Source organism: Lysobacter enzymogenes (assembly GCF_017355525.1).
In the GTDB taxonomy this organism is placed as follows: Bacteria; Pseudomonadota; Gammaproteobacteria; order Xanthomonadales; family Xanthomonadaceae; genus Lysobacter; species Lysobacter enzymogenes_C.
The window spans coordinates 380,867-407,851 of the sequence record NZ_CP067395.1 but is presented as its reverse complement, the minus strand read 5'-3'; the positions used below and the strand labels follow the sequence as shown (position 1 = coordinate 407,851).

Below are 26,985 nucleotides of genomic sequence, written 5' to 3'. Positions count from 1 at the left end.
GCGCCGCTCCTACAGGTAGATCACGAAACCCCACGGAGGGGACACGCATGACCCGCATCGGACGCCGCTTCGCCCTCGCCGCGCTCGCCCTCGCCTTGACCGCCTGCGGCGCCAAAAGCGAAACCGAACAACTCGCCGACCTGCGCGACGGCCTGACCTACGCCAATTACCGCCGCGTCTCCGAAAACGGCCTGCCGGCCGCGCTGGAGGCGTACCGCTTCGGCGCGCAACTCAGCGGCAAGGCCGGCATGGCGCCGTCCGACCTGCCCAAGCTCGGCCCCGCCGACCTGTGCATCGCCCATCTGCTGCTGGCCTACGGCGCGCTCGGCGCCGACAAGACCACCATCGCCGTGGCCGAAACCGACATCGTCGAGGCGCAGGACTGCGCCGCGTTCGACGACCTCGCCGCCGCGTCGCTGCGCTCGGTCGCGTTCCAGCGCCTGCAGTGGCCGCAACTGGCCCAGGCCGAAAGCGAAAAAGTCTGGAGCGCGCAAGGCGATACGACCTTCGAAAAAGGCCCGGCCGGACAGATGCTGGCCCTGCACCTGGGCCTGGGCTACCTGGCGGTCAGCGAGAAACGCTGGGACCGCGCCCAGATCCACGCCGACGCGCTCGGCCAGATGCTGCGCGCGCCGTGGCTCGGCAAGATCGCCGCAGCCGGCGTGGCGGTGCAGGAAGGCCGTCCGCGCGACGCGCTGATCGCGCTCAAGCGGATCAGCGAAGACCCGAGCGTGCCGGCGGACCTGCGCAAGGAACTGGCCGGCTTCACCGCCCAGGTCGAAGCCAAGGGCGGCGACGTGGATTCGTTCGCGTTCATGCCGCGCCTGCTGACCGCGCTGGCCTGGGACGCGGTGCAGGCGCACGGCCCCGAAGCGATGCGCGCGGCGACCCGTTTCGCCGACGAACAGGCGCTCAAGCCGATGGGCGAATCGCTGCAAAAAGGCGTGGGCCAGGCCGGCGATGTCGCCGGCGGGTGGTGGCGCAAGGCGCGCGAGGCGCTGTCGGCGCCGGACGCTCCGGCGAAGGAAACGGACGAAAAACCGGCCGGGCCCGCCGCCTGAGGCGCGATACGGCCTCGCCGCACAAGACGTCGCACGAACCGCCTGCGATGCGGCCCGGACCACAGTCCGGGCCGCCGCGTTGGGCGTAGCGCAGATTGCGCGCTCAGTTCGCCACGGCGCGCGCCCCCGGCGGCAGGTCGTCGCGCAGCACCGGCAAGCCCTGCGCCATCGCCTTGAACATCGCGCCTTCGTCGGCTTCGCCGTCGGCGTCGAGGAACTCCGGCCGCACCAGCGCCGGCAGTTCGTCGGTGCTGAAATCCACGTCCATGTCGACGTCGAGCGGCGCGGCGATCAGGGTCGCCTCGACCGTCGGCCCGAACGACATGCGGAAATAACTGGTCGCCAACACCAGCGCCGCGCGGGTGCGGCCGCCGACGTTGAGCACGCCGCCGTCGTCGCCGTAGCGGCCGGCGACCGCGCCTTCGGCGATCAGCTCGCCCAGCACGGTCACGTTCGGGCAGCCCTGCAACACCACATTGCGCGCCTTGAGGTCGCCGGTGACCAGCAGGTAGCAGCCGCCGCCGAAGTCGTTCCAGAGCAGTTGCCCGTCGATCTCCAGGTCGCCGTCGACGATGACGTTGTACGGATTCCAGTCCACGCCCGGCTCGCTGCAAAAGTCTCCGGCGAGCTTGAGGCCGCCGCGGTAGACGCGCTGTTCCTGCTCGCCGGCGAACTCGCGGTAGGGATATTCGATGCAGCCGGAAACCTTGAATTCGGTTTCGACGGCGGCGGTGGTGAGCACTTCGTAGGCAGGGTGGTCGGTCATCCGTGAGGTCCTGGCGGGTGGTGGAAAGACGAGGGCGCCCGGCCGCGCGAACGCGCGACGTGCGGTTCGATGCGGGCAGCGAGGGCGCGAGACAGTGAGGGCGCGACGGCGAAGGCGCGTGAGGCGGCTTTCGACGATCCTGGTCGGGTGCGCACGTCCTGTGCGTTGAGCGGATGGCGAGTATGCCAGCCGCAGGAGCGTTGCGACTCCAACTCGCGCCGGGCAAGTGCAAGTACACAGCGCAACCTGCCTACCGTCATTCCCGCGAAGGCGGGAATCCAGGGCTTCATCGCGACAGGGCGCTGAAGTCTCTGGATTCCCGCCTTCGCGGGAATGACGACAGGCAGTTGCGTCGCCCTTGTTCTCGCGATCAACCCCGCGCCAACACCGCCGACCGCCCGATCCACCACTGCGCGGCCCAGTAACTCACCAACACCACCGCCTGCGCCGCAGCGAACGGCGCGGCGAAACGGTCGATGGCCAACGTCGCGTCCGAGAACACGAAACAAGCGCCGCCGATCGCCGCGACGACGCCGGCCGCATCCGCGCGACGCCGCCACACCGCCGCGGCCTGCGCCGCCATCGCCGCGAGCACCGCCACGTAGACGATCACCGGGACGCGCAGTTCGCCGGGCAGATGCGGCCACAGCACCGCCAGCACCGCGCCGGCGAGCACGGCGTAGGCCAGGAACGGCCACCCCGCGGCGAACGGCCGCGCGCGCCGGCACAGGCCGACCAGATAGGCGATGTGCGCGCACAGGAACGAGGCCAGTCCGAACACGAACCAGTCGCCGGGCAACATCAGGAACGCATCGCCCGCGGTCGACAGCAACAGGCCGGCGAAGATCGCGCGGCGGTAGCGCGGCTCGGCGCCGGCGCCTGCGCGCAGCACCATCGCCGCGATCAGCAGCGTGGTCGCGGGTTTGAACAGGTAATGCAGCCAGATCGCCGCGCCGCCGGCGTAGGCGCCAACGATGGCGAGGACGGCGGACACCGCGACGACGACGGCCCAACTGCGCACGCGGCCGCTCATCCGGCGGCTCCGGCCGTTGCCGCCGCCGGCGGCATCAGCGCAACGATCCGCTCGCGCAGCGACGCCTCATACGCGGCGACGCCGGGGACCGGATCGTTTTCGGCGTAACGCCGCGAACGTTCCAGCTCGACCCGCGCGACCGCGGCGTCGCCGCGCAGCGCCGCCGCCAACGCGCGCACCCGCGGCGCCACTTGCGGCGAGCGCCACAAGCCTGGCTGGCGCAGATCCAGGGCCGACAAGGCCCGCACGGGATCGTCATCGCCGCCGGCGAGCGCACGATGAAACACGTCCTGCACTTCGCTCATGGCCAGCAGGTCGGCCGCCAGCTCACGCATCTGCGGCGGATAGCCCGCGGCTCGTTCGCGCACGCGCACCAGCGCCCGGGCCGCGTCGTCCGCGGCGCCGGCCCGCAGCGCGGCATCGAACTCCAGCCAATCGCGCATCAGCGGCATCGGCTCGGGCTCGTTGCTCATGCGCCGCAGCAACGCCGGATCCAGGCGATCCGCCGGCAAGCCCGCAGCGAAATGGCCCAGCACCAGCTTCAGCGACCAGCCGGGCAGGTCTTCGTAGCGATTGCGCGAAAGCCGCCAGAGATTCAACCCGTCGCTGGGCGTGCGGCCGCCGATCAGATAAGGCATCAGGTTCAGCACGCCGATGGCGATGTTCGCGACAGCCAGCGGCGCCAACACCGGGCGCAGAGAGGAAGGCGGCAACAACACCGCGGCGACGATGCACGCCGCGGCGAACAGCAGATTGGCCAAGCTGCCGCCCGCGGCCATCCACATCGCATCGCGGCGCACATCGCGACGCGGGTCCGGCAGCGCGACCACCCAACCGCCGAGGCCGCGCTGCGCGCTCTTGCGTCCGAGCAAGCGCAGGCGCACGCCGCGCCGGCGCGGCTGCAATTCCAGCGGGCCGATCACGACCATCGCCACCGCCATGCGGCGCAGGCGCGCGGCCCACCAATGCCCGCATTCGTGCACGGGCACCACCGACAGCATCGCCGCCAAGGAGGCGCCGACCAGCAGCCACATGGAAACCGGCTGATGTCCCGACATCAGCCAGGAAAACGCCCCGACCAGCACCGCCCATATCGCGCCGAGCCAGGCGCGGGACAGATACGTCCAGCGGCGCAGGGCCCGCGGCGACAGATCGCGCAAGGCGGGCGACTCGCCGCCCCGGTGGGCGGCGGGTCCGGCGGCAGTCGCATCCGTGCTCATGCCTGCATGCGCCTCAGTCGCCGCAACCGCTCAGCTTGATCCGCTGCCCCGGCTTGACCGCATACCGCGGCGCCTTCAGCCCGTTGGCCTTGGCCAGCGCGCGGGTGTCGCAGGAGAACTTGCGCGCGACCTCGGTCAGGGTGTCGCCGCGCTGCACCTTGTAGTCCTTCGGCGCGGCCTTCTTCTTCGGCTCGGCCTTCGGCGCCGGCGCGGGACGGCCGGTGGCGATGGTGACCGGCACGCCGGCGGCGCTGGTGCCCGCGAACGCCAGCGTGCCGTCCTCGCCCGCGCTCTGCGCCGGCAGCACGGTCAGCGGGCCGGTGCGCACGACAGCGCTGGCGGCGTCGCTGGCGACCAGGGTGCGCGCCAGTTCCGCGCGCTTGCCCTGCACGCACCAGCGGTTGTACAGGCTGACCATGCGCGTGGTCGCGGTCAGGGTGGTGCCGGCCGACAGATAGCTGTCGGCCTGGTAGCGCGGGTTGAGGTTGCGCAGCGCGCGCATGTAGCCGTCGCGGCTGCCGCTGCCGCCCATGCAGATGGTCAGCTCATAGATCGAGCTGGGCCGGTTCAAGCGCAGTTGCGCGAGCTTGCCGTCGACCTTGGGGAAATTCAGGCCGTACTCGCGCGGGTGCAGGAACAGCCACGCCGCGGCGACCACCATCGGCACGTAGTCGCGGGTTTCGGCCGGGAACTGGTTGTAGACCGATTCGTCCCAGAAGTTGCGCCCGCCCGAGGCGTTGTTGATGCGCAGCGCGCGGCCTTCGCCGCCGTTGTAGGCCGCCAGCGACAGCTCGATGGAGTTGTTGAGCTGGCCCAGGCGCTCGTTCAAGTACTCGGCCGCGGCCTGCGCCGACTGCTTGGGGTCGTAGCGGGTGTCGAAGCCCGAACCGTCGTCGCCGAGGCCGAAGCGCTTGCCGGTCGCGAACATGAACTGCAGCGGGCCGGCGGCGCCGACGCGCGAGGTCGAGTGCACGCGGCCGTTGGATTCCTTGGCCATGATCCCGAACAGCAGCGCCTCGGGCAGCCCGGCGCGCTGGAATTCCGGCCACATCAGCCCGCGCATGTACTGATAGTTGTCGTAGCTCTGCATCAGCGGGCCGCGCAGGTCGGTCAGCCAGCGGCGGATGCCGGCCTGCACCGCCGGGTTGTACTGCACCATCTTGACGAAGCGCTGGCCGTCGTCGCTGAGCAAAGCGGCCGCGCGCGCGGCCTCGGGCACGTCGGCGGCGAAGCTGTCGCTGTCGAGCTGGCCGGCGTCCTCGGCGTCCTCGTCGGTGTTGGCGACCGAGTCGGCGTTGGCCTTGAGCAGGCGCTTGTAGCCGGCCAGCATGGTGGTCGGCGCGCAGCCCTTCTGCTTGAGGCAGGCTGCGATCACGTCCTCCATGTCCTCCAGCGCGGCGTCGCTGTCCTGGCGGCCGGTCGGGTCGGCGTTGCGGATCTTGACCAGGGCCGACTGGTAACGGGCTTCGGCCGACTGCATGCGCTGGCTCAGCGCGTCGACCGCGGTCTGATCGCGCTTGGACAGGGCCGCGGCTTGCGGCGAGAGGCTGCACAGCGCGAGCGCGGCGGCGAGCGGCGCGACCGCCGCACGGAAGCCGGCCGGGACGCGCGAGGCGCGGGCGGGACGTGAATAGGCGGGCATGAGGCGTGCGGCAGGTCCTTTTTGCGGGGGGCCAGGGTAACGGCGGGGGTCTGGCCGGGGCAAGGACTAACCGCAGCGACGTTGCCCTGCCGCCAGTTTCCGAAGCCCTGCATCCTCGGGGAACCGCAGCTGCGTAACTCCGCCGTAACGCCTCGACGCGTCGCAGCCATCAGCCCGTCATTTCGGAGAAGGCCGGAACTCACTTGATGTTGCTGCTCTTGCCGGGGCTACGAGTGACGACAAGCGAAAATCCAAAGCTTCCGTCCGCAAGCGGCCGGAAGCTTTGGATTGTGGCTTGTCGTCATACGTAGCCAACCGGCTTAGGCGACGTTCGTCGCAGTCGCATTGGCGCGGTCGCGGCTTGCGCCGCTCCTACAAAAGACAGCCCCGTACCCCACATCCCACCTCGCTTCACGAACCCAACACACCTCCCGCTAGAATCGGCCCTTCGCGAGTTCCCCGCAGCATCCCCCGAACCACGGAAACGGACATGGCCCCGACCCCCGGCGATACCCAGAACGACATCCTGATCGGCAAGGCCGTAACCACCCCCGAAAGCGGACAGGTGTTCCTGCACACCAAGCTGGGCAACCGCCACGGCCTGGTCGCCGGCGCCACCGGCACCGGCAAGACCGTCACCCTGATGACCCTGGCCGAAGGCTTCTCGCGCCAGGGCGTGCCGGTGTTCCTGGCCGACGTGAAGGGCGACGTCGCCGGCCTCGCCGTCGCCGGCACCGCCAACGACAAGCTGCAGAGCCGCCTGAGCGAAATCGGCGTGACCGACTGGACCCCGCAGGCCAGCCCGGTGGTGTTCTGGGACCTGTTCGGCAAGCTCGGCCACCCGGTACGCACCACCGTCAGCGAGATGGGCCCGACCCTGCTCGCGCGCATCCTCGAACTCAACGACACCCAGTCCGGCGTGCTCGACATCGTATTCAAGCTCGCCGACGACCGCGGCCTGCTGCTGCTCGACCTGCAGGACCTGCGCGCCCTGCTCGGCCTGGTCGCCGACGAACGCAAGGACATCTCCACCAGCTACGGCCTGGTCAGCGCGCAGTCGATCGGCGCGATCCAGCGCTCGCTGCTGCGCCTGGAGCAGGACGGCGGCGACCACTTCTTCGGCGAGCCGGCGCTGGAGCTGGCCGACCTGATGCGCACCACCGCGAACGGCCACGGCGTGGTCAACGTGCTCGCGGCCGATTCGCTGATCCTCAAGCCGCGCCTGTATTCGAGCTTCCTGCTGTGGCTGCTGTCGGAACTGTTCGAACAGCTGCCCGAAGTCGGCGACCTCGACCGGCCCAAGCTGGTGTTCGTGTTCGACGAGGCGCACCTGCTGTTCGACGACGCCCCGGCCGCGCTGCAGCAGCGGGTCGAGCAAGTGGTGCGGATCATCCGTTCCAAGGGCGTGGGCGTGTACTTCTGCTCGCAGTTCCCCGACGACATCCCCGACAACATCCTCGGCCAGCTCGGCAACCGCGTGCAGCACGCGCTGCGCGCGTTCACCCCGCGCGATCAGAAGGCGGTGCGCACCGCGGCGCAGACCTTCGTGCCGAATCCGGCGCTGGACGTGGCGGAAGCGATTTCCAAGCTCGGCACCGGCGAGGCCTTGGTCTCGACCTTGCAGGACAAGGGCGTGCCGATGCCGGTCGAACGCACCCTGGTGGCGCCGCCGCGCTGCCGCATGGGCGCGATCACCGAGGCCGAGCGCGCCCAGGTCCGCGCCGGCAGCCCGATCGGCGGCAAATACGACACCTCGGTCAACCGCGAATCGGCCGCCGAGATGCTGGCCAAGCGCGCCGAAACCGCGGCCGAGCAGGCCCAGGCGCCGGCCGCCAAGACCCGCGAGCAGGACGACCAGGAAGAAGGCGGCTTCGGCCAGGCGGTCAAGGACGCGGTGTTCGGCACCAAGCGCCGCCAGGGCATGGTCGAGACGATGGCCAAGCAGACCGCGCGCACGGTCGGCACCCAGGTCGGCCGGCAGATCCTGCGCGGCCTGCTCGGCGGCATCTTCGGCGGCAAGCGCTGAGGAGCCGGGAGCGGGCGCGCAGCCGCGCGAAGTGAGCAAAGGCTCGCTTTCGTCCGCGGCCCGCTCCTCTACGCTCACTCCTCGCCGCGCGACCGCCGCCCCTTTTCGCAAACCGCCCATGCACAGGAGCCGTACGTGAATCAGAAACTGCTTGCCCTCGCCTGCCTCGCCACGCTCGCGCTGAGCGCGTGCAACAAGCCCGCCGAACCCGCGCCGGCTCCGGCCCCGGCCGACGCGCCCAAGGCCGCCGAACCGGCCGCGCCGGCGCCCGCCCCAGTCGCCGCCGCCGAGCCGACCGCCGCCGACGCCGCCGCGTTCGCCGGCACCTTCCGCGGCACCGTGCCCTGCGCCGATTGCAGCAGCATCGACACCACCCTGGACCTCAAGGCCGACGGCAGCTATGCGCTGAGCCGGATCTATCAGGGCAAGGGCGACGGCAGCCCGTCCAAGAGCGACGGCACCTGGACCGCCGAAGACAACGGCAAGCGCGTGCGCCTGGATCCCAACAGCAAGAGCGACGACGACAGCCTGTTCGAAGTGCTGAGCAAGGACGAGATCCGCATGCTCGACATGGAAGGCAAGAAGATCGAATCGGAGTTCAACCACAGCCTCAAGCGCACCGCCGCGGCCCAGTAAGGTCCGTATCCCCCTGTAGGAGCGGCGCGAGCCGCGACCGCGAAAACGCAGCCACGACGACAGTTTCGGCGCAGTTGCGCTGTCGCGGTCGCGGCTCGCGCCGCTCCTACAGGGGGTGAGCCGTTTTTTCGCGGGACTCCGTTTACCAGGGCAGGAATCGGCTACCGTAGCCGAACTCAAACGCCCGTCACGGTTCGGAAGCCGCCATGCCCACGCCCCAGTTGCCCGCCAGCCCGGTCCCGTTCTGGAACCGGCTGCGGCCGATGATGCTGTACCCGTTGCGCGGCGCGTCCGGCATCACCCTGCTGATCCTGACCCTGTGCAGCCTGGCCGCCTTCGTGCCCCTCGTCGGCCGGCTGGTGGCGCTGTTGGTGTGGATGGCCGCGTACAAGTACGCCTTCGAAATCCTGCGCGCCACCGCCGACGGCCACCAGGACCCGCCCGAGAGCGTGCTCAAGATCGAAAGCGGCGTGGTCTGGCGGCTGCTGGCGATGCAGTTCGTCTACATCGTCGCGATCCTGCTCGCCGCGCTGTTCGGCGGGCCGGTGGTCGGCGTGGTCGCGATCGCGGCGATCGTATTCCTGCAGCCGGGCTGCATCATGTCGCTGGCGATCGACGGCAGCCTGCTCAACGCGCTCAATCCGGCCACCGCCTTCGGCATCGTCGCCCGCGTCGGCTGGCCGTACCTGGCGGTGTTCGGGCTGTTGTTCGTGATCCAGGCCAGCGTCGCCACCGCCGGCTACTGGATGGCCAAGTTCGTGCCGCTGCTGCTCGGCGGCCCGCTGCTGACCCTGGTGTCGTTCTGGGGCCTGTTCGCCGCGTTCCATCTGATGGGCTATCTGGTCTACCAGTACCACGAGGAACTGGGCTACGAGCCCGAAGCGCACCGCAACCGCCTGCCGGCGCTGTACGACCGCGACGGCGAACTGCTCGAGCGCGCGCAGGAACTGGTGCGCGACGGCCACAACCCGGCGGCGATGGAGCATCTGCGCGGCGAGATCCGCACCCGCGCGGTGACCCCGGCGGTGCACGATCTTTACCACCGCCTGCTGCGCAGCGCCGGCGCGTCGCTGGCCGAACGCAGCGAGCACTCGCGCCAGTACCTCAACCTGCTGATGATCGAGAAGCAGGAAGCCCGCGCCCTCGGCGTGCTGCGCGAAGCGCTCGACGCCGATCCGGACTTCGCGCCGATGCAGACCGAACACGGCGAGCGCCTGGCCGAACGCGCGCGCATGAGCGGTCAATCGCAGACCGCCGTCGACACGCTGCGGGCGCTGCTGCGGCAGTCGCCCAAACACCCCGCCGCGCCGCGCTGGGCGCTCGACGCGGCCTTGTTGCTGGTCGACCGGCTGGGGCGCGACGACGAGGCGCGGGCGTTGCTGGAACAGGCGATCGCGCGCTGCGAGGACGAGCCGTTGCGCGAGAAGCTGGAGGCTGCGCTGAAGCCGCTGCAACCCGCGTCGGCTTGAACTCGCCCTGTAGGAGCGACGCGAGTCGCGACTGCGACAACGCAACTACGGCGCAGGTTTCGCCGTAGTTGCGTTGTCGCAGTCGCGACTCGCGTCGCTCCTACAGCGAGATACGTCCCTTACGTCGGCTCGTGCAATTCGTGTTCGAGCAGGAACCGCGCCTTCAGCGCCTGCGGCTGCTCGGGATAGCGCTCCAGCACCAGCCGCAGCCGCTTGGCCTGCTCCGCCGGCTGGCCGCGGTCGCGATGCGCCAACGCCAGCTCCAGCCACGCCTGGGCCAGACGCTCCGGCGGCAGCGCCGCCATCGCCGCGCCATCGAGCAGCGTTTCCGCCGCGTCGAGCGCGCCGACGCGGGTCCAGGCGCGCAGCAGCGCCTGCCGGCGCGCGGGTTCGGTCGCTATCCCGGCTTCGTCCAATCCGGCCAGCGCTTCGGCCTGCACGCGCGCCTGCGCCGCGTCGTCGGGATCCAGCGCCAGCAGCTCGACGCTGCGCTGGGCCAGGGCATCGCGGCGGCCGGCGTTGCGGGCCGCGCGATAGCGCGCCAGACGCAGGTCGAAGCGCTGCGGCTGTTCCTGCACCAGTTCCGCCAGCAGCGCCTCGGCTTCGGACGACTGCATCCGGCCCAGGTGCTGCTGCGCGCGTTCCCAGCGCGTGTCGGGCGCGGCCGCCGTCGCGTCTTCGTCGACGAAGCCGGAACGCACCCGGCCCATTGCGACATAGGCTGCGCCGACCAACGCGCCGGTCAGCAAGCCGCCGGCGTGGGCGTCGAAACCGATATTGAGATCGCTGCGGGTCAGCAGGTTGAACACTTCCCAGCCCAGCCACGCCGGAAACAGCCAGATCGCCGGCGCGCGCACGTAGTCGAACACCACGCCGATCCAATAGAAGAAGCGCACCGGACGCAGGCCCCAGACCAGGCAGAACGCGCCCATCAGCGCGGCGATCGCGCCGGACGCGCCGAGCCCGCCGCCGGCCTCGCCCCAGCGCCACCACAGCGACAGCGCGGCCGAGCCGTAGGCGCCGAGCGCGTACAACAGCGCGAACAGCCCCGCGCCGACCGCGCCTTCCACCAGCAGCCCCAGCGCCAGCAGGAAGATCATGTTGCCGAGCAGATGCATCGCGTCGCCGTGCAGGAACGCGGCCGAGAGCATCCGCCACGGGTCGATCTCGGAGCTGCGCATGATGTGGCGCAAGGTGAACACCCCGTCCCGCTGGTCCTCGTACTGCGCCCGCAACGGCTTCCAGCGCTCGAACTGCGCCGGATCGTCGAACAGCTCGCCGCCGGCCAGCGCGCGGGCGAAGGTCACATCGGTGAGGCTGCGCGAGGCGACCAGACCGGCGCGTTCGCGCTCCGGCGCCGCGTCCAGCGCCGCCAGCGCCTCGCGCTGGCCGCTACGCTCCAGATGACGCCGATACGCCGGCGCTTCGATCGCCGCCAGCCCCGAGTCCAGATACTGCCGATACAGCGCCTTGAGCTTGGCCCCGTCGCCGCTTTGCAGGGCGAAGAACACGAACACGTTGGCCAGCGCCAGCAGCACCGTCACGAACGGGAAATTGGCGCGCGTGAACGGACGGTGCAGCGGCAGGATCAGCATGGGCGCGGCGGGCGGACAGGTCGCCACAGCCTTGCCGATCGTCCGCGCACTGGCAAGCGCGGCGGCGCCGCCCGCGACCGAAGCAAACCCCGCGGGGCGCCGTCGCGGCCGCCTGCGCGCACGCGCGGGCGCGGCGGGCTTGAACCCCGCCGCCGGCTCTGCGATAACGACCGCCCTGCCGCCGCGAGTACCGCCGACATGGGCCGATGGCGCCCGCCCGCCGAACACAGCACCGCGCTGATCACGCGCGAGGGCCACGCGCGCCTGAAGCACGAACTCGACGAGCTGTGGCGGGTGCGCCGGCCCGAGGTGGTCAAGGCGCTGGCCGCGGCCGCGGCCGAAGGCGACCGCTCGGAAAACGCCGAATACACCTACCGCAAGAAGCAGTTGGGCGAGATCGACCGGCGCGTGCGCTATCTGAGCAAGCGCCTGCCGCTGCTGCGGGTCATCGAGACCACGCCGAGCGACCCGCGGTCGGTGTTCTTCGGCGCCTGGGTCGAGCTCGAGAACGTCGCCAACGGCGAGCTGGCGCGCTACCGCATCGTCGGCCCCGACGAGACCGACGCGCGCCTGGGCCACATCAGCATCGATTCGCCGCTGGCGCGGGCGATGCTCAAGCGCCGCGTCGACGACGAATTCGAAGCGGTGCTGCCGGCCGGGCCGGCGCGCTTCGCGATCGTCGAGGTGGCGTACGCGGCCCCGGCGGGTTGAACGGCGCAGTAAGGCTGTAGGAGCGGCGCGAGCCGCGACCGCGGCAACGCAACTGCGACGTAAGCTCCGACGTAGTTGTGTTGTCGCGGTCGCGGCTCGCGCCGCTCCTACAGGGGCTACGGATGTTACACAGCGAAGTCACACAGCGACGATCCGCGGCCCGCTGCGCGCATCGCAGCGCGCAGTCCGCACCGGCGCCGCGACCGGCGCCGGCACCCGGCAGCCGATCAGGTCCGGACACCACGCGCAGCGCGCCGGCAGGTTGCGCGGCACGCCGCGCGCCGCGGCCGGCGGCGAGGCCGCGCGCACATCCGGATTCGCCCCGGTCGCAGACATCGCCGCTCAACCGCGCCGCTGCCGGCGCAGGCCGAAGTACTGCAGGTCGGCGAACACCGCCACCACCGCCGCCTGCGCCAGCAGGTAGGCCACGCCGAGCGGATTCGGCGCGATCGCGCCTTCCAGCCACACCAGCAGCGAGGCGGCGATCCAGGCGAGGTTGACGCCGATCATCGTGCGCACCATCGGTGCGCTGATCGCGGGCCGGCTCAGCGCCCAGCCGAGAAATGCGACCCAGCCCATCAACACCAGGCCCGAGCCGCGCAGCATTCCAGCGTCGATCGCGGTCAGCCGCGCCAGCGGTTCGGCCGCGGCCAGTTGCAGCGCGCCGGCGGCGGCGGATACGGCGAGGTCGGCCTGGACCACGCGGCGAAGGAAGTGGGCGGGATTGCGTTCGATGACGATGGCCATTGCGTTCTCCTGTCGTGAGTGCGTTCGTTTTGGACGCCGCCATCACACCGCGGCGCGCGCGGCGGGTCGATTACCTGGCAGGTAATGCCGGCGCCGGCGCGGCTGGGCTAAGGTGGCCGCATGAACGATTCCGCCTCCGTGGGCGAACTGCTGCGCCAATGGCGCCAGCGCCGCCGCCTGACCCAGTTCGATCTGGCCGAAATGGCCGAGATCTCCACCCGCCACGTCAGCTTCATCGAGACCGGCCGCTCGCTGCCGAGCCGGGCGATGCTGCTGCGCCTGGCCGACCGCCTGGACGTGCCCTTGCGCGAGCGCAACGCCTTGATGACCGCCGCCGGCCTGGCGCCGATCTACGCCGAACGTCCGCTCGACCACCCGGCGATGCGCGAGGCCTATGCCGCGGTCGAACTGGTGCTGTACGCGCACGAACCGCACCCGGCGCTGGCGGTGGACCGGCACTGGAACCTGATCCAGCACAACCGCGCGCTGGCGCCGATGCTGGCCGGCGTGGCCGGACACCTGCTCGCGCGCCCGGCCAACGTGCTGCGCGCCGCGCTGCATCCCGAGGGCATGGCGCCGAGCATCCTCAACTTCGGCGAATGGCGCGCGCACATCCTGCACCGGCTGCGCCATCAGATCGAAACCAGCGGCGACCCGGTGCTGGAAGCGCTGTACGCCGAACTCGAAGCCTACCCGGCACCGACCGACTACGACCCGGCCGAACTGACCGGCGCCGCGCACGTCGCGGTGCCGTGCCGCATGCGCACGCCGTTCGGCGAGTTGTCCTTCATCAGCACGACCACGGTGTTCGGCACGCCGATGGACGTGACGTTGGCCGAGCTGGCGATCGAAACCTTCTTCCCCGCCGATCCGGCGACTGCGCAGGCGATGCGCGAGTTCGGCGCGAGTCTGGCGCCTTCGCCTGCGGCGGGTTGAGGCGGCGGGGCGTTCGGCGGCGGGTGCAGGCTGTCACGCGGCGTTTGCCTGCGTCGTCGCTTGCGTCGAGGGGAAATCAAAAAGGGTTCCGGCGAAAGCCGGAACCCATTTTGTTGTTGCGACTGCCGCTGCTCTTTGCTTCCCCCGCCGCTGCGAACTCGCCACAGGCAACCCTAGACCCGAAAGGTTGGTATCCGACTGTAGGAGCGACGCAAGTCGCGACCGCGAAAACTCAACTACGACGAAACCTGCGCAAGGGCTGTGGTTTCGCGGTCGCGACTTGCGTCGCTCCTACAGCGGGCGTTCCGCGGTGGGTTTCGTCGGTGTCTTCATTGCGGGTGAAGACAAGCCACAATCCAAAGCTTCCGTCCGCAAGCGGCCGGGTTACTTTCTTTGTCTTGCCAAAGAAAGTAACCAAAGAAAGGCGCTTTCCTTGTTCTCGAATCAAGAGCCACTATCGTTCGTAGCTTGCGCAGGTATGCGGGACAAGGGCCATCCTGGCCCGGTCCCGCACGCGCGCATCCATGCGCGCGCCCTTCGGGTCTACGGTTGCCTGTGGCGAGTTCGCAGCGGCGGGGGGAGCTAACAACAACAGCAGCGACGGCGACGATCGCACCAAGCCTGGACCACTCCGCCCTACCGCCTGTCGGCTCGCCTGCAAATATTTTACCAATCGGTTGACAGTTGTCGGGCACGGGCGGATATTCAACCCCATGGTTGACTATCACTCCGAACGGCTCACCGCCGTCTTCCACGCCCTCGCCGACCCCACCCGCCGCGCCATGCTGCGCCAGCTCGCCGACGGCGAGCGCAACGTCGGCGAGCTGGCCGGGCCGTTCGAGATGACCCTGGCCGCCGCGTCCAAACACATCAAGGCGCTGGAACGCGCCGGGTTGGTGCGGCGCGAAGTGCGCGGCCGCATCCACGTCTGCCGCCTCGACGCCGAACCGCTGCACGGCGGCTTCGAATGGCTGCGCCATTACGAACGCTTCTGGAACCACCGCCTCGACGACCTCGAAGCGCTGCTGCGCGCCGAGGACGCCGCCAAACCGCCGCCCCCGGCGTCGCCCGCCGCCTCGACCAAGTCCGCTTCGGCCAGATCCGCTTCGGCCAAATCCGGCGCGAAGAAATCCAGCCCCGCCCGATCCGCCACTACCCCACGTCCATCGCGGCGCAAGCCGCGCCCCTGAACGCCCCGCCCCTGGAGACCGCAATGAACCTGCCCGCCAACGACGCCTTCGGCGTCCTCACCGCTCCCGACTCCGTGCGCATCGAGCGCGTCCTGCCCGGCCCGATCGAACGCGTCTGGGCCTACCTCACCGAATCGGACAAGCGCGGACGCTGGCTCGCCGCCGGCGACATGGACCTGCGCGTCGGCGGCGCGGTCGAACTCAACTTCGACAACAACCGCCTGACCCGCAACGACGACCCGCCGCCGGCCAAGTACGCCAGCGACTGCGTCAACAGCATGCACGGCAGCATCACCGCGATCGATCCGCCGCGCCTGCTGAGCTACACCTGGAACGAGAATTCCGGCAGCAAGTCGGAAGTCACCTTCGAACTCAGCGAACGCGGCGGCGAGGTGCATCTGGTCGTCGAACACCGCCACCTGTCCAACCGCAACGGCCTGGTCAGCGTCTCCGGCGGCTGGCACGCGCATCTGGGCCTGCTGATCGATCAGCTGTCGCAGCGCGAATCCGAAGGCTTCTGGCGCACCCACGGCCGCCTCGAAGCCGAGTACGAAAAGCGCATCCCGCAGGCCTGAGCGCGGCGACGCGGGTAAGCTGTGCGTCCTTTCGCCCAGCGTTCCCGAGGTCTCCGTGGCAGCAGCGTCCCGCACCAACGTTTTCACCGCCCTGCGCGCGCCGGCGCTGGCCGCGCTGCTGGCCGGCGCCGCGCTGACCCTGGCCGGCTGTCAGCGTCCGGCGCAGCAAGAAGAACAAGCCGCGGCCGCGCCGAAGGTCATGCACGGCCGCATCGACCAGTTCCAGGCCATCGACGAACGCGTCGGCACCGGCGCGGTCGCCCAGTCCGGCCAGGAAGTGATCGTGCAGTACACCGGCTGGTTCTTCGACGAAACCGCGGCGAACAAGCGCGGCAGCAAGTTCGACAGTTCCTACGACCACAACGGCCGGCCTTTCAGCTTCCTGCTCGGCGCCGGCCGGGTGATCCGCGGCTGGGACGACGGCGTCGCCGGCATGCGCGTCGGCGGCAAGCGGGTGCTGATGATTCCGTCCGACCTCGCCTACGGCAAGGACGGCGCCGGCGGCGGCGCGATTCCGCCGGATGCCTCGCTGGTGTTCGAGGTCGAACTGCTCGGCGTGGAAGCGCGCTGAGCGCAAACCGTTGACGCAGCGCCCGGCGCGAACGCGCGCCGGGCCCGTCCGCGCGCTCAGCGCAACGACTTGAGCGCGTGCGCGGCCAGTTCGAACGAACGCAGTCGCGCGGCGTGTTCGAAGATGTTGGCCGTGACCATCAACTCGTCCGGCTGGTGCCGGGCGACGAACGCGGCGATGCCGGCGGCGACTTCGTCCGGGTCGCCGACGACCGCGCAGGCCAGCGCTTGCGCGACGCCTGCTTTCTCCAGCGGCGTCCAATAGCTTTCGATGTCGTCGATCGGCGGCGGGATCAAGCCCGGCTGGCCGCGGCGCAGGTTGACGAAGGCCTGCTGCTGGGTGGTGAACAGCTTGCGCGCTTCGACCGTGCTCTGCGCGGCGACCACGTTCAAGGCCAGCATCGCGTGCGGCCGTTGCAGGCGCGCCGACGGCTGGAAATCGCGGCGGTACAAAGTCAGCGCCTGATCCATCGCGTCCGGCGCGAAGTGCGAGGCGAACGCGAACGGCAGGCCGAGCTGCGCGGCCAGGCGCGCGCTGAACAGACTCGAGCCGAGCAGCCACACCGGTACGTCGAGCCCGGCGCCCGGCACCGCGCGCACCGCCTGCTGCGGCTGCGCCGGTTCGAAGTAGTGCAGCAGTTCGGCCACGTCCTGCGGAAAGCTGTCGGCGCCGTCGTAGTAGCGGCGCAGCGCGCGCGCGGTGGCCTGGTCGGTGCCCGGGGCGCGGCCGAGGCCGAGGTCGATGCGCTCGGGATACAGCGAAGCCAGGGTGCCGAACTGCTCGGCGACCTGCAGCGGCGCGTGGTTCGGCAGCATGATGCCGCCGGCGCCGACGCGGATCGTCGAGGTGCCGCCGGCGATATGTCCGATCAGCACCGCGGTCGCGGCGCTGGCGATGCCGGGCATGTTGTGGTGTTCGGCCAGCCAGTAGCGGGTATAGCCCAAGGCTTCGGCGTGGCGGGCCAGGTCGAGGCTGTTGGCGAAGGCCTGGCGGGTGTCGCTGCCCTGGGTGACGGGGGCGAGGTCTAGGACGGAGTACGGCAGCATGCGGGGGTCGGCGCTCCGGAGGGGATGCCGACGATCTGGGGCCGGGTGGGCGGCGTATCCAGCGCGGATTGGGGAAGGATCGGCGCTTGTGTGTTGCCGGATGGGCTGTGTTGAGGGCGCGCGGCCCTCACCCCAACCCCTCTCCCGCAAGCGGGAGAGGGGCTAAAAGCGGCGACGCCGATTGCTGTCCCTTCTCCCGCCTGCGGGAGAAGGTGCCCCGAAGGGGCGGATGAGGGCAGCCACCCTGCGCCGCGTCTGGCTAGCCCGTTCCCCGGCCCGAACGCATAGCGTTCGGGCGTTCGGTGGCGCGCGAGCCAGTGGCTCGCAAGCGCGCCCCCTCACCCCGCTAGCGGGAGAAGGTGCCCCGAAGGGGCGGATGAGGGCGCCCCGCCGAATCGCTCAGAACAAATCGAACCGCAACCCCTCGCGCTCGTTGTCCCAGACCGTGCACACCACCCACCAGCGCCCGTGCTCGTGACAGACCTGGATGCTGTTGGCGCCGCGCTTGAGCAACACCTCCGACCCCGGCGCCGGCCGCGCGTCGTACTTGCTCCACACGTGCGCGATCTGGCCGAAACGCTCGATCCGCTGGTCGGTCTCGACCTCGAAGAAATCGGTGCGGGCGAACAAGGGCTCGACGTCGGCGATGTACTGCTCGACGTCGAACACCATCGCCCGGGTCGAGCCGTCGGCTTCGACCACGGTGCGCAGGCTCAGCGCGCGCGGGTGCATCAGGTAGCGGAACCGGGCCCAGTCGCGCGGCGCCCCGGCCGGGCCGGAGATGCATTCGTACACCGCCCGCACCAGGCGGCCGATGTCCTGGGTGTCGGCGACCCAGTGCGCGGGGACGGCGGGCGAAGCGGACGGCGAGTCGGGCATGGCGGCGAACTCCTGTCGGAACGCGATGGACGGATCCGCAGCGCAGCGAGCGCGGCGGACGAAGCGAACGGCGCCGGCCGCGGCTAGAACGGCATCGGCCAACCCGCCAGCGGCGCGATCAGCCAATACAAGCCGCCGAACACCAGCGCCCACATCGCCGCGCGCAATACGAATCCGACCAGCTTGAACGCCAGCCACAAGGCTACGGCGACCACCAACAAGGCAACGATGTCCATGCCGACTCCGACGCAAAACGGCCCCGAGCTTACCCCGCCGCGCGCCCCGCCCGCCCCTGCCATCCTTCCTGCGCGACCGCCGCGCGAACGCCGCGATAAAAAAATCTCGACAAGCCGACGAACGGCAGGAACAATTTCCTAACATTTGGGTCTACTGCCACCGACGCCAACGCTCAACGGCCCAACGCCGCGCGAGCGCGCCGACGCAGACGGCACCAAGCGCAACGCAACAACACCAATCGGGGACCGGCCAGGCAAAGGAACGCCCGGCCCGGCACTGGCCACCGCACCACGGATCGGAACATCGCAATGCAAACCACGCCCTCGCCGTCGCAACCGGCTCCCCCCGCGGAGGCCGGCGCGTCCGGCCGCGCCAACGCCTGGACCCGCGCCACCCAGGCCGTGTTCGGCCGGATGGCGTGGACTCCGCCGCCCTGGCTGGCCGCGCTGTTCGCGCGCATCCGCCAACGCCCCGGCCTGTACCTGGGCAGCCTGCTCGGCCTGCTCGCCGCGGCGTGGCTGTCGTACTGGCTGATCACCCGGCCCAAGCCGGTGATCCCCGGCGCGCTCAGCGTCGAACTGCACGCGCCGGAACTCACCGATTACGAACGCAAGCCGCCGACCGTACACCGGTTGAGCCTGAGCTTCTCCGACTCGGCCGCGCCGCTGCAGCAGATCGGCAACGCGCCGGTCGGCGTCAGCCTGACGCCCGAGCTCAAGGGCGCGTGGACCTGGGAAGACGACAAGACCCTGGTGTTCGTGCCGGCCACCGACTGGCCGGTCAAGACCAAGTACAAGGTCGAGATCGATCCCAAGACCAGCGTCGCGCCGAAGGTGGCGCTGCAGGAACACGAATTCGAATTCGAGACCGCGCCGTTCAAGGCCGAGCTGTCGACCAGCGAGTTCTATCAGGACCCCGAGGACCCGGCGCTCAAGAAGGGCGTGTTCGAACTGAAGTTCTCGCACCCGGTCGACGAGGCGCAGTTGCAGCGCCGCATCGCCCTGACCCTGGTCGACGGCGGCGGCAGCGTCCAGGCCGCGCCGAAGTACACCCTCACCTACGACGACGCCCGGCTCAAGGCCTGGGTCCATTCCGAACCGCTGAAGCTGCCGGAGAACGGCGGCACCCTGACCCTGGACGTGGCCGCCGGCGTGGTCAGCGCGCTCGGCGGCGAAGGCAGCGCGGACAAGCTCTCCTCGCAGGTCAAGCTGCCGTCGCTGTACAGCGTCAGCGTCGACGACGTCACCGCGACCCTGGTCGAAAACGAGCGCTTCGAACCCGAGCAGGCGCTGGTGCTGAGCTTCAACAACGCCATGCGCGACACCGAAGTCGCCGGCGCTACGCGCGCCTGGCTGCTGCCGGCCAAGGACCCGCGCCGCCCGGCCAAGGAACAGGGCGGCGACATGTCCTGGTCGTCGGGCAACGTCGACGAAGCCGTGCTCAAGGCCGCCACCGCGCTGCCGCTGAGCCCGATTCCGGCCGAACGCGAATACACCCCGGTGCACAGCTTCAAGTTCCAGGCCCCGCCCGGCCGCTACGTCTACGTGCGCGTCAACAAGGGCCTGAAGGCGTTCGGCGGCTTCCTGCTCGGCCGCGACCACAACGCCGTGCTGAGCGTGCCCGAGTACCCGAAGCTGCTGCGCTTCGTCGGCGAAGGCGCGCTGCTGTCGCTGCGCGGCGAGCGCCGAGTCAGCGTGGTCTCGCGCAACGTGGCGCGCGCGCGGCTGGAGATCGCCCGGGTCCTGCCCGAGCAGATCCAGCACTTGGTGTTCGACAACAACGGCACCTACGCCAAGCCGCGCCTGTACAACGTCAACCCCGACAGCTTGGTCGAGCGCGAGGAGCGCCGCCTGACCCTGCCGGCCGAGAACCCGGCCAAGGCCCATTACGAAGGCGTCGACCTCGGCGCCTACCTCAAGTCCGGCCGCCGCGGCGTGTTCCTGCTGAGCCTGCGCACGATGAGCGACGAGGACGCCGAGCGTCCGAGCGCGGAAACCATCGCCGACGACGCCGGCAGCGAGGAAGACAGCCGCCTGGTCGTGCTGACCGACCTCGGCATCGCGGTCAAACAGGCCCTGGACGGCCGCCGCGACGTGTTCGTGCAGTCGCTGTCCAACGGCGCGCCGGTCGCCGGCGCGCGGGTGCGCGCGGTCGCGCGCAACGGCGAAACCCTGGTCGAGGCCGACACCGACGCCAGCGGCCGCGCCCAGCTGCCGTCGCTGAAGGGCTTCAAGCGCGAAAAGACCCCGACCATGCTGACCGTCAGCCAGGGCGAGGACTATTCGTTCCTGCCGATCGACGACTACCGGCGCAAGCTCGACTATTCGCGCTTCGACATCGGCGGCGAGCCCAACGACATCGAAGCCGGCGCGCTCAACGCCTTCCTGTTCTCCGACCGCGGCCTGTACCGGCCCGGCGACACCATCAACATCGGCATGATCGTGCGCGCCGCCGACTGGAAGCGCCCCCTCGCCGGCCTGCCGCTGGAATGGGAGTTCACCGACCCGCGCGGCAACGTCGCCCAGCGGCAGAAGCTCAAGCTCAGCGAGCAAGGCTTCGAAAGCGCCAGCTTCGCGCCGAGCGAGAGCGCGCCCAGCGGCACCTGGCAGGTCCAGCTGTTCCTGCTCGGCCGCGACGACCAGCGCACCAGCATCGGCTCGACTTCGGTGCAGGTGCGCGAGTTCGCCCCCGACACGATGAAGGTCGCGGTCAAGCTCTCGGCCGACAACCCCAAGGGCTGGATCAAGCCCGACCAGCTCTCGGCCGTGGTCAGCGCCGAGAACCTGTTCGGCACCCCGGCGCAGCAGCGCAAGGTCGAGGGCACGATGGTGCTGCGGCCGTACCTGCCGCGTTTCGCCCAATACCCGGACTACCAGTTCTCCGACCCGCAGGCCGCGCGCGAAGGCTACGACGAGTCGCTCAGCGACCAGACCACCGACGCGCAGGGCAATGCGACCTTCAAGCTCGACCTGACCAAGTACGAACGCGCGACCTACCAGCTGAGCTTCCTGGCGCGCGCGTTCGAACCCGGCAGCGGCCGCAACGTCGCCGCGCAGACCAGCGCGCTGGTGTCGAACAACGACTTCCTGGTCGGCATCAAGGCCGCCGATTCGCTCGACTACGTGCAGCGCGGCGCCAAGCGTTCGCTGCAACTGCTCAGCATCGGCCAGGACGGCCTGCCCAAGCCGGTGCCGGGGCTGCGCGCGGTGGTGGTCGAGAAGCGCTACGTCTCGGTGCTGACCAAGCAGGATTCGGGCCTGTACCGCTACGTCTCGCACGAGCGCCGCTACGACCTGCGCGAGCAGCCGCTGGCCCTGGCCGGCGGCCGCCAGGCCATGAACCTGCAAACCGACCAGCCGGGCGACTTCGTGATCGAAGTGCGCGCGGCCGACGGCAAAGTGCTGAACCAGATCGGCTACCGCGTGGCCGGTGCGGCCAACCTGTCGCGCTCGCTGGAACGCAACGCCGAGCTCGGCCTGACCCTGTCCAAGCCGAGCTACAAGCCCGGCGAGACCGTCGAAGTCAGCGTGCGCGCGCCCTACCCCGGCGCCGGCCTGATCACGATCGAACGCGACAAGGTCTACGCCCACGCCTGGTTCCGCGCCGACAGCACCTCCAGCGTGCAGAAGATCGTGCTGCCGGCCGATTTCGAGGGCAACGGCTACGTCAACGTGCAGTTCCTGCGCGATCCGAACTCCGACGAGATCTACATGAGCCCGCTGTCGTTCGGCGTGGCGCCGTTCGCGGTCGACCGCAGCGCGCGCACCCAGCCGCTGAGCGTGTCGCTGCCGAAGGTGACCAAGCCGGGGCAGACCTTGAACGCGACGATCACCACCGAAGGCAAGGCGCGGGTGGTGTTGTTCGCGGTCGACGAAGGCATCCTGCAGGTCGCGCGCTACCGCGTCGGCGAACCGCTGGATCATTTCTTCCGCAAGAAGATGCTGCAGGTCGACACCGCGCAGATCCTCGACCTGCTGCTGCCCGAGTTCAGCCGGCTCGCGGCCGCCGCCGCGCCCGGCGGCGACGGCGAAGGCGGCATGGCCAAGCACCTCAATCCGTTCAAGCGCAAGTCGGAAAAACCGGCGGTGTGGTGGTCGGGCATCGTCGATGTCGACGGCCGCCGCGAGTTCCCGTTCGTGCTGCCCGACCACTTCAACGGCAAGGTGCGGGTGGTCGCGGTGGCGGTGACGCCGCAGCGCATCGGCATCGTCCAGGACGAGGCGATCATTCGCGGCGACTTCGTGCTGACGCCGACCCTGCCGACCCACGTGGCGCCGGGCGACGAGTTCGACCTGCCGGTCGGCGTCGCCAACACCATCGAAGGCGCCAAGCTGGCGTCGAAGGTCGCGGTGAACCTACAGTTGCCGCCCGGCCTGAGCCTGGTCGGCACGGCGCCGGCGCCGGTGTCGATCGCCCCGCGCAGCGAAACCACGGTGCGCTTCCGCGTGCGCGCCGGCAATGCGCTGGGTGCGCTGCCGGTTACGATCCAGGCGGTGGCCAGTCCGTACAGCGCCAAGCGCCGGATCGAGCTGTCGCTGCGTCCGGCCATCGTCGCCCGCCAGGACCTGATCGCCGGCCGCGCCGATAAGCGCACCGTGATTCAGCCGCTGCGCGCGATGTTCGATCAACAAGCGACGCGGCGGGTGTCCGCCTCGGTGTCGCCGCTGGTCGCGGTCGACGGACTCAGCGCGTATCTGAGCGATTACCCGTACCAGTGCAGCGAGCAGGTGCTCAGCGGCGCGTTCCCGGCCTTGGTGCTGGGCGCGCATCCGGAGCTCGGCAAGCTGGTCGCCCAAAGCAAGGGCGACCCGCGCCAGGGCGTGATCGACCTGCTGCGCGCGCGCCAGAACGGCGAAGGCGGCATCGGCCTGTGGACCGCCACGCCGGACGCCGACGACTTCGTCACCGGCTACGCCGCGCTGTACCTGATCGAAGCGCGCGAGCGCGGCCAGAACGTGCCCGACGATCTGCTCAAGTCGCTCAACGGCTATCTGGAGCAGCGCGCCGCCGACCGTTCCGGCAACGATCTGCCGGCGCTGCGCCATCGCGCGCTCGCGGTGTACCTGCTGGTGCGCCAGGGCCGCACCGCGAGCAATCTGCTCAGCGCGGTGCACGAGCAGATCAAGCGCGACCAGCCCAAGACCTGGGAGAACGACGTCGCCGGCCTGCTGATCGGCGCGAGCTACCAGCTGTTGCAGCAGGACAAGCCGGCGCGCGCGCTGGCGACGGTGGCGCTGCGCCGCGCCAACGCGGCCTCCGCCACGGTGCCGACCGCCTACGCGCACTACTACGACGGCGGCATCGATCAGGCCTGGACCGTGTACCTGCTGAACCGCCACTTCGGCGCGCTCAGCCGCGACCTGCTCAAGCAGACCGCGCTCGACCGCCTGCTCGATCCGCTGCGCCACAACCGCTACAACACCTTGTCCTCGGCCCTGACCGTGCTGGCGCTGGACGCCTACGCCTCGGCCCAGCAGCAGCAGCCGCTGCCGGTGCTGGAAGCGGCCGGCAAGGACGGCAAGTCGCGGCGCATCGGCGCGCCCGCGGGCGTGGTCGCCCGCGGCGACTTCGCCGGCGGCGACCTGCGCCTGTGGGTGGCGCCGGGCGGCGACGCGCCGGTGTGGTACCTGGTCAACCAGAGCGGCTACGACCGCGCGCTGCCGAAGGCGGTGCAGGACAAGGGCCTGGAAGTCGTGCGCGACTACCTCGACGACGCCGGCAAGCCGGTGACCTCGATCAAGCAGGGCCAGGAAGTGACCGTGCGTCTGCGGGTGCGCGCGCTCGGCGCGCCGATGCGCGACGACATCGCGGTGGTCGACCTGCTGCCGGGCGGTTTCGAGACGGTGATGCAGTACGCCGCGCCGGCCGCGGCGGCGAGCGAGAGCAGCGAATCGGAGAACGAGTGCGGCGACGAGTGCGGCGAAGGCGGCGACGGCGAGAGCGACGGCGAGGAACAACCCTCGCGCGACGGCCCCGATCCGAACGCCGCGCCGGCGCAGACCCTGGCCCTGCCGGGTTCGAGCTTCCAGCCCGAGCACGTCGAGCAGCGCGAGGACCGGGTGATCCTGTACGGCAGCGTCGGCGGCGAAGCCAGCGAGTTCCGCTACAAGGTGCGCGCGAACAACAGCGGCAGTTTCGTGGTGCCGCCGGTCTATGCCGAGTCGATGTACGAACGCTCGGTGTACGCGCAGGGCGGTCCGGCCGGGACCTTGCAGGTGACCGCGCCGACGCCGTGAGCCTGCCGACATGATGGTGTTGCCGTCCCTGCGCCGGGGACTGAAGCGGTGGCGGTGGGCGCCAGCACTGAATGTGCTCTTAGCGCTCGCCGCCCTCGCCTTGGCGCTGATCGCCGTACGTTTCTATCCGCGCCCCGGCCTCGCCGACGCGATCCCGCTGTCGACCGTGGTGCGCGACCGCGAGGGCCGGCTGCTGCGGCTGGCCCTGGCCAGCGACCAGCGCTACCGCTTGTGGGTGCCGCTGGAAAAGATCTCGCCGCAGCTGGTCGAGTCGGTGATGCTGCAGGAGGACGCCTGGTTCTACTGGCATCCCGGCTTCAACCCGGTCAGCCTGGTGCGCGGCGCGTGGTCGACCTACGGCAGCGGCGAAGCGCGCGTCGGCGGCTCGACCCTGACCATGCAGCTGGCGCGGCTGCGCTGGCGCCTGCAGACCCGCGACATCCGCGGCAAGCTGGTGCAGATCGCGCGCGCGGCGCAGCTGGAGCTGTGCTATTCCAAGCGCGAGATTCTCGAGGCCTATCTCAACCTCGCGCCGTACGGCGGCAACATCGAAGGCGTCGGCGCGGCCAGCCTGATCTATTACCGCAAGCCCGCGGGCGAGCTGACCCTGCCCGAATCGCTGGCGCTGGCGGTGCTGCCGCAGGCGCCGTCGCGGCGCGGCCGGCTGGCCGCGCGCGAGGACGACGCCTACTACATCGGCGCCAGCCTGGAAGCGGCACGCGCGCGCCTGTACGCGCGCTGGCGCGAGCGACACCCGCACGACCCCGCCCAGGACGCTTTGCTGCGCCTGCCGCTGCGCCTGCGCAGCGCGCGCGAGCTGCCGTACCGCGCGCCGCATCTGGTCGACCGGGTGTTGTCCGAGCAAGCCTGGCATCCGCACGCCGGTCCCGAGCTGACCACCACGCTCGACCTGCGCCTGCAACGCCTGCTCGAAGAACGCGTACGCAACTACCTGCGCCGCGGCCGCGAACGCGGCCTGCGCAACGCCAGCGCGATCCTGATCGACACCCGCGACATGGGCGTGCGCGCGCTGGTCGGCTCGGCCGATTACTTCGACGCGTCGATCCAGGGCCAGGTCAACGGCAGCGCCGCCAAGCGCTCGCCCGGTTCCACCCTCAAGCCCTTCATCTACGCGCTGGCATTGGACCAGGGCGTGCTGCATCCGCAGACCGTGCTGCGCGACGTGCCCAGCGCGTTCGGCCCGTACACGCCGGAGAATTTCGACGGCCGCTTCATGGGCCCGGTCACCGCGACCGACGCGCTGGTGCGCAGCCGCAACATCCCCGCGGTCTACGTCGCCTCGCAGCTCAAGCAGCCGAGCTTCTACGACTTCCTGCGCCAGGCCGGCGTCAGCCGCATGGCCAGCCGCGACCACTACGGTCTCGCGCTGGTGCTCGGCGGCGGCGAAGTGACGATGGAAGAACTCGCGCGCATGTACGCGATGCTCGGCAACGACGGCCGCCTGCGCGCGCTGCGCTGGCGCGACAGCGATCCGCAGGACGAAGGCGCGCGCCTGCTCAGCGCCGAGGCCGCGTTCGTCACCCGCGACATGCTGCGGCACAACCCGCGCCCCGACGCCGGCTCGCAACCCTCCTCGCGGCCGCTGCCGGTGGCGTGGAAGACCGGCACCTCGTGGGCGTTCCGCGACGCCTGGAGCGCCGGGCTGGTCGGCCCCTACGTGCTGGTGGTGTGGCTCGGCAACTTCGACGGTTCCAGCAATCCCGCGCTGATCGGCGTGGAAGCGGCCGCGCCGCTGTTCTTCGACATCGTCGACGGCTTGCAGGCCGCGCGCGCGGACCTGGCCGAGCCGGTACGGCAATGGCCGCTCAACCTCAAACGGGTCGAAGTCTGCCGCGCCAGCGGCGACCTGCCGAATGCCTGGTGCCCGCAGCGCGGCACGACCTGGTTCATTCCCGGCAAATCGCCGATCCGCATCAGCAGCGTGCACCGCGCGGTGGTCGTCGACAAAGCCAGCGGCAAACCGGTGTGCGGCCGCTTCGACCCGGCGACGATGCGCCAGGACGTCTACGAATTCTGGCCGTCCGACCTGGCCCAGGTCTTCGTCCAGGCCGGCATCCCGCGCCGGCGCCCGCCGGCGCGCGACTGCGGCGGCGCCCAGGACTGGCTCGGCAGCGCGCCGAGCATCACCTCGCCGTATCGCGCCACCCGCTACACGATGCGGCTCTCGCATCCCGAGCAGCTGTCGCTGAGCCTCGCCGCGACCGTCGACGCCGACGTCTCGAAGTTGTACTGGTTCGTCGGCAACACCTTCATCGGCAGCGCCGATGCGGGCAAGGCGCTGGCCTGGGCGCCGGACCGCACCGGGCAGTTCCGGTTGTCGGTGGTCGACGATCATGGGCGCAGCGATGAGCGCGAGATCGAGGTGGCGGTGGTGCAGTGACCGCGGCC

General features: G+C 70.4%; 21 protein-coding genes. 11 read left to right on the top strand and 10 right to left on the bottom strand.

The window, feature by feature from the left end; translation table 11 throughout:
* Window positions 1-47: 47 nt before the first annotated feature.
* Complete coding sequence (locus JHW38_RS02000; RefSeq protein WP_207524371.1) at window positions 48-1,061, top strand: hypothetical protein; 1,014 nt, start codon at window positions 48-50, stop codon at window positions 1,059-1,061.
* A 103-nt stretch (window positions 1,062-1,164) separates the two neighbouring features.
* Here JHW38_RS02000 and JHW38_RS01995 read toward each other — a convergent pair whose 3' ends face one another.
* The 4 genes from JHW38_RS01995 to JHW38_RS01980 form a co-directional block, all read right to left on the bottom strand.
* A complete protein-coding gene (locus JHW38_RS01995) occupies window positions 1,165-1,827 on the bottom strand; it encodes a hypothetical protein (RefSeq protein ID WP_207524370.1) in 663 nt (220 codons plus the stop codon).
* Between the two features lie 370 nt (window positions 1,828-2,197).
* Window positions 2,198-2,860 (bottom strand): lysoplasmalogenase, encoded by a 663-nt coding sequence (locus JHW38_RS01990; RefSeq protein WP_207524369.1) that lies wholly within the window; start codon window positions 2,858-2,860, stop codon window positions 2,198-2,200.
* Window positions 2,857-4,020: a M50 family metallopeptidase gene (locus tag JHW38_RS01985; protein WP_207524368.1), complete on the bottom strand. Its 1,164-nt coding sequence runs from the start codon at window positions 4,018-4,020 to the stop codon at window positions 2,857-2,859. The genes JHW38_RS01990 and JHW38_RS01985 overlap by 4 nt, the downstream gene beginning before the upstream one ends.
* Before the next feature lie 73 nt (window positions 4,021-4,093).
* A complete protein-coding gene (locus JHW38_RS01980; protein WP_207524367.1) occupies window positions 4,094-5,722 on the bottom strand; it encodes a transglycosylase SLT domain-containing protein in 1,629 nt (542 codons plus the stop codon).
* Window positions 5,723-6,212: 490 nt separating this feature from the next.
* On the opposite strand from JHW38_RS01980, the gene JHW38_RS01975 reads away from it, so the two are divergent.
* From JHW38_RS01975 to JHW38_RS01965, 3 genes are all read left to right on the top strand, one after another.
* Window positions 6,213-7,748 (top strand): helicase HerA-like domain-containing protein, encoded by a 1,536-nt coding sequence (locus tag JHW38_RS01975; RefSeq protein WP_207524366.1) that lies wholly within the window; start codon window positions 6,213-6,215, stop codon window positions 7,746-7,748.
* A 135-nt stretch (window positions 7,749-7,883) separates the two neighbouring features.
* On the top strand, window positions 7,884-8,384 hold the full coding sequence (locus JHW38_RS01970; protein ID WP_207524365.1) for a copper resistance protein NlpE: 501 nt from the start codon (window positions 7,884-7,886) through the stop codon (window positions 8,382-8,384).
* A gap of 206 nt (window positions 8,385-8,590) precedes the next feature.
* Window positions 8,591-9,853 carry a DUF4013 domain-containing protein gene (locus JHW38_RS01965; RefSeq protein ID WP_207524364.1) on the top strand — a complete coding sequence of 421 codons (1,263 nt, stop codon included), beginning with the start codon at window positions 8,591-8,593 and terminating at the stop codon, window positions 9,851-9,853.
* A gap of 119 nt (window positions 9,854-9,972) precedes the next feature.
* On the opposite strand, the gene JHW38_RS01960 is transcribed toward JHW38_RS01965, so the two are convergent.
* Window positions 9,973-11,448 (bottom strand): rhomboid family intramembrane serine protease, encoded by a 1,476-nt coding sequence (locus tag JHW38_RS01960; protein WP_207524363.1) that lies wholly within the window; start codon window positions 11,446-11,448, stop codon window positions 9,973-9,975.
* A gap of 198 nt (window positions 11,449-11,646) precedes the next feature.
* Here JHW38_RS01960 and greB point away from each other — a divergent pair, with 198 nt between their 5' ends.
* Complete coding sequence (gene greB, locus JHW38_RS01955) at window positions 11,647-12,159, top strand: transcription elongation factor GreB (protein WP_207524362.1); 513 nt, start codon at window positions 11,647-11,649, stop codon at window positions 12,157-12,159.
* 138 nt (window positions 12,160-12,297) lie between these two features.
* Here the strand turns inward: greB and JHW38_RS01950 are convergent, their stop codons facing one another.
* Together JHW38_RS01950 and JHW38_RS01945 are read right to left on the bottom strand one after the other, a co-directional pair.
* On the bottom strand, window positions 12,298-12,495 hold the full coding sequence (locus tag JHW38_RS01950; protein WP_207524361.1) for a hypothetical protein: 198 nt from the start codon (window positions 12,493-12,495) through the stop codon (window positions 12,298-12,300).
* Between the two features lie 6 nt (window positions 12,496-12,501).
* A complete protein-coding gene (locus JHW38_RS01945) occupies window positions 12,502-12,906 on the bottom strand; it encodes a hypothetical protein (protein WP_207524360.1) in 405 nt (134 codons plus the stop codon).
* 120 nt (window positions 12,907-13,026) lie between these two features.
* Here JHW38_RS01945 and JHW38_RS01940 point away from each other — a divergent pair, with 120 nt between their 5' ends.
* The 4 genes from JHW38_RS01940 to JHW38_RS01925 all read left to right on the top strand — a co-directional run bounded on the left by JHW38_RS01940 (window position 13,027) and on the right by JHW38_RS01925 (window position 16,178).
* Window positions 13,027-13,842, top strand: a complete 816-nt coding sequence (locus tag JHW38_RS01940) for a helix-turn-helix domain-containing protein (RefSeq protein WP_207524359.1) — start codon at window positions 13,027-13,029, stop codon at window positions 13,840-13,842.
* Window positions 13,843-14,555: 713 nt separating this feature from the next.
* Window positions 14,556-15,032, top strand: a complete 477-nt coding sequence (locus JHW38_RS01935) for an ArsR/SmtB family transcription factor (protein WP_207524358.1) — start codon at window positions 14,556-14,558, stop codon at window positions 15,030-15,032.
* A 23-nt stretch (window positions 15,033-15,055) separates the two neighbouring features.
* Window positions 15,056-15,607: an SRPBCC family protein gene (locus JHW38_RS01930; protein ID WP_207524357.1), complete on the top strand. Its 552-nt coding sequence runs from the start codon at window positions 15,056-15,058 to the stop codon at window positions 15,605-15,607.
* 91 nt (window positions 15,608-15,698) lie between these two features.
* Window positions 15,699-16,178 (top strand): FKBP-type peptidyl-prolyl cis-trans isomerase, encoded by a 480-nt coding sequence (locus JHW38_RS01925; protein ID WP_428995339.1) that lies wholly within the window; start codon window positions 15,699-15,701, stop codon window positions 16,176-16,178.
* 56 nt (window positions 16,179-16,234) lie between these two features.
* Here JHW38_RS01925 and JHW38_RS01920 read toward each other — a convergent pair whose 3' ends face one another.
* The 3 genes from JHW38_RS01920 to JHW38_RS01910 form a co-directional block, all read right to left on the bottom strand.
* The gene (locus JHW38_RS01920; protein WP_207524356.1) at window positions 16,235-17,224 is read right to left on the bottom strand and encodes an LLM class flavin-dependent oxidoreductase; all 990 of its coding nucleotides are present in this window, start codon (window positions 17,222-17,224) and stop codon (window positions 16,235-16,237) included.
* A 399-nt stretch (window positions 17,225-17,623) separates the two neighbouring features.
* The gene (locus JHW38_RS01915) at window positions 17,624-18,103 is read right to left on the bottom strand and encodes a hypothetical protein (protein WP_207524355.1); all 480 of its coding nucleotides are present in this window, start codon (window positions 18,101-18,103) and stop codon (window positions 17,624-17,626) included.
* An 83-nt stretch (window positions 18,104-18,186) separates the two neighbouring features.
* The gene (locus JHW38_RS01910; protein WP_207524354.1) at window positions 18,187-18,339 is read right to left on the bottom strand and encodes a hypothetical protein; all 153 of its coding nucleotides are present in this window, start codon (window positions 18,337-18,339) and stop codon (window positions 18,187-18,189) included.
* Window positions 18,340-18,648: 309 nt separating this feature from the next.
* On the opposite strand from JHW38_RS01910, the gene JHW38_RS01905 reads away from it, so the two are divergent.
* Both JHW38_RS01905 and pbpC read left to right on the top strand, forming a co-directional pair.
* Window positions 18,649-24,576: an alpha-2-macroglobulin gene (locus JHW38_RS01905; protein ID WP_207524353.1), complete on the top strand. Its 5,928-nt coding sequence runs from the start codon at window positions 18,649-18,651 to the stop codon at window positions 24,574-24,576.
* A gap of 100 nt (window positions 24,577-24,676) precedes the next feature.
* Complete coding sequence (gene pbpC / locus JHW38_RS01900) at window positions 24,677-26,977, top strand: penicillin-binding protein 1C (RefSeq protein WP_242691142.1); 2,301 nt, start codon at window positions 24,677-24,679, stop codon at window positions 26,975-26,977.
* Window positions 26,978-26,985 lie beyond the last annotated feature (8 nt).

Bases quoted from the DNA above. Each gene is read 5' to 3' on its own strand.
- JHW38_RS01930 (WP_207524357.1), top strand. From the start codon at position 15,056: ATGAACCTGCCCGCCAACGACGCCTTCGGCGTCCTCACCGCTCCCGAC.
- JHW38_RS01950 (WP_207524361.1), bottom strand. From the start codon at position 12,495: ATGTCTGCGACCGGGGCGAATCCGGATGTGCGCGCGGCCTCGCCGCCG.
- JHW38_RS01935 (WP_207524358.1), top strand. From the start codon at position 14,556: ATGGTTGACTATCACTCCGAACGGCTCACCGCCGTCTTCCACGCCCTC.
- JHW38_RS01960 (WP_207524363.1), bottom strand. From the start codon at position 11,448: ATGCTGATCCTGCCGCTGCACCGTCCGTTCACGCGCGCCAATTTCCCG.
- JHW38_RS01905 (WP_207524353.1), top strand. From the start codon at position 18,649: ATGCAAACCACGCCCTCGCCGTCGCAACCGGCTCCCCCCGCGGAGGCC.
- JHW38_RS01990 (WP_207524369.1), bottom strand. From the start codon at position 2,860: ATGAGCGGCCGCGTGCGCAGTTGGGCCGTCGTCGTCGCGGTGTCCGCC.
- JHW38_RS01980 (WP_207524367.1), bottom strand. From the start codon at position 5,722: ATGCCCGCCTATTCACGTCCCGCCCGCGCCTCGCGCGTCCCGGCCGGC.
- JHW38_RS01995 (WP_207524370.1), bottom strand. From the start codon at position 1,827: ATGACCGACCACCCTGCCTACGAAGTGCTCACCACCGCCGCCGTCGAA.
- greB (WP_207524362.1), top strand. From the start codon at position 11,647: ATGGGCCGATGGCGCCCGCCCGCCGAACACAGCACCGCGCTGATCACG.
- JHW38_RS01910 (WP_207524354.1), bottom strand. From the start codon at position 18,339: ATGGACATCGTTGCCTTGTTGGTGGTCGCCGTAGCCTTGTGGCTGGCG.
- JHW38_RS01920 (WP_207524356.1), bottom strand. From the start codon at position 17,224: ATGCTGCCGTACTCCGTCCTAGACCTCGCCCCCGTCACCCAGGGCAGC.
- JHW38_RS01975 (WP_207524366.1), top strand. From the start codon at position 6,213: ATGGCCCCGACCCCCGGCGATACCCAGAACGACATCCTGATCGGCAAG.
- JHW38_RS01965 (WP_207524364.1), top strand. From the start codon at position 8,591: ATGCCCACGCCCCAGTTGCCCGCCAGCCCGGTCCCGTTCTGGAACCGG.
- JHW38_RS02000 (WP_207524371.1), top strand. From the start codon at position 48: ATGACCCGCATCGGACGCCGCTTCGCCCTCGCCGCGCTCGCCCTCGCC.
- JHW38_RS01945 (WP_207524360.1), bottom strand. From the start codon at position 12,906: ATGGCCATCGTCATCGAACGCAATCCCGCCCACTTCCTTCGCCGCGTG.
- JHW38_RS01940 (WP_207524359.1), top strand. From the start codon at position 13,027: ATGAACGATTCCGCCTCCGTGGGCGAACTGCTGCGCCAATGGCGCCAG.
- JHW38_RS01915 (WP_207524355.1), bottom strand. From the start codon at position 18,103: ATGCCCGACTCGCCGTCCGCTTCGCCCGCCGTCCCCGCGCACTGGGTC.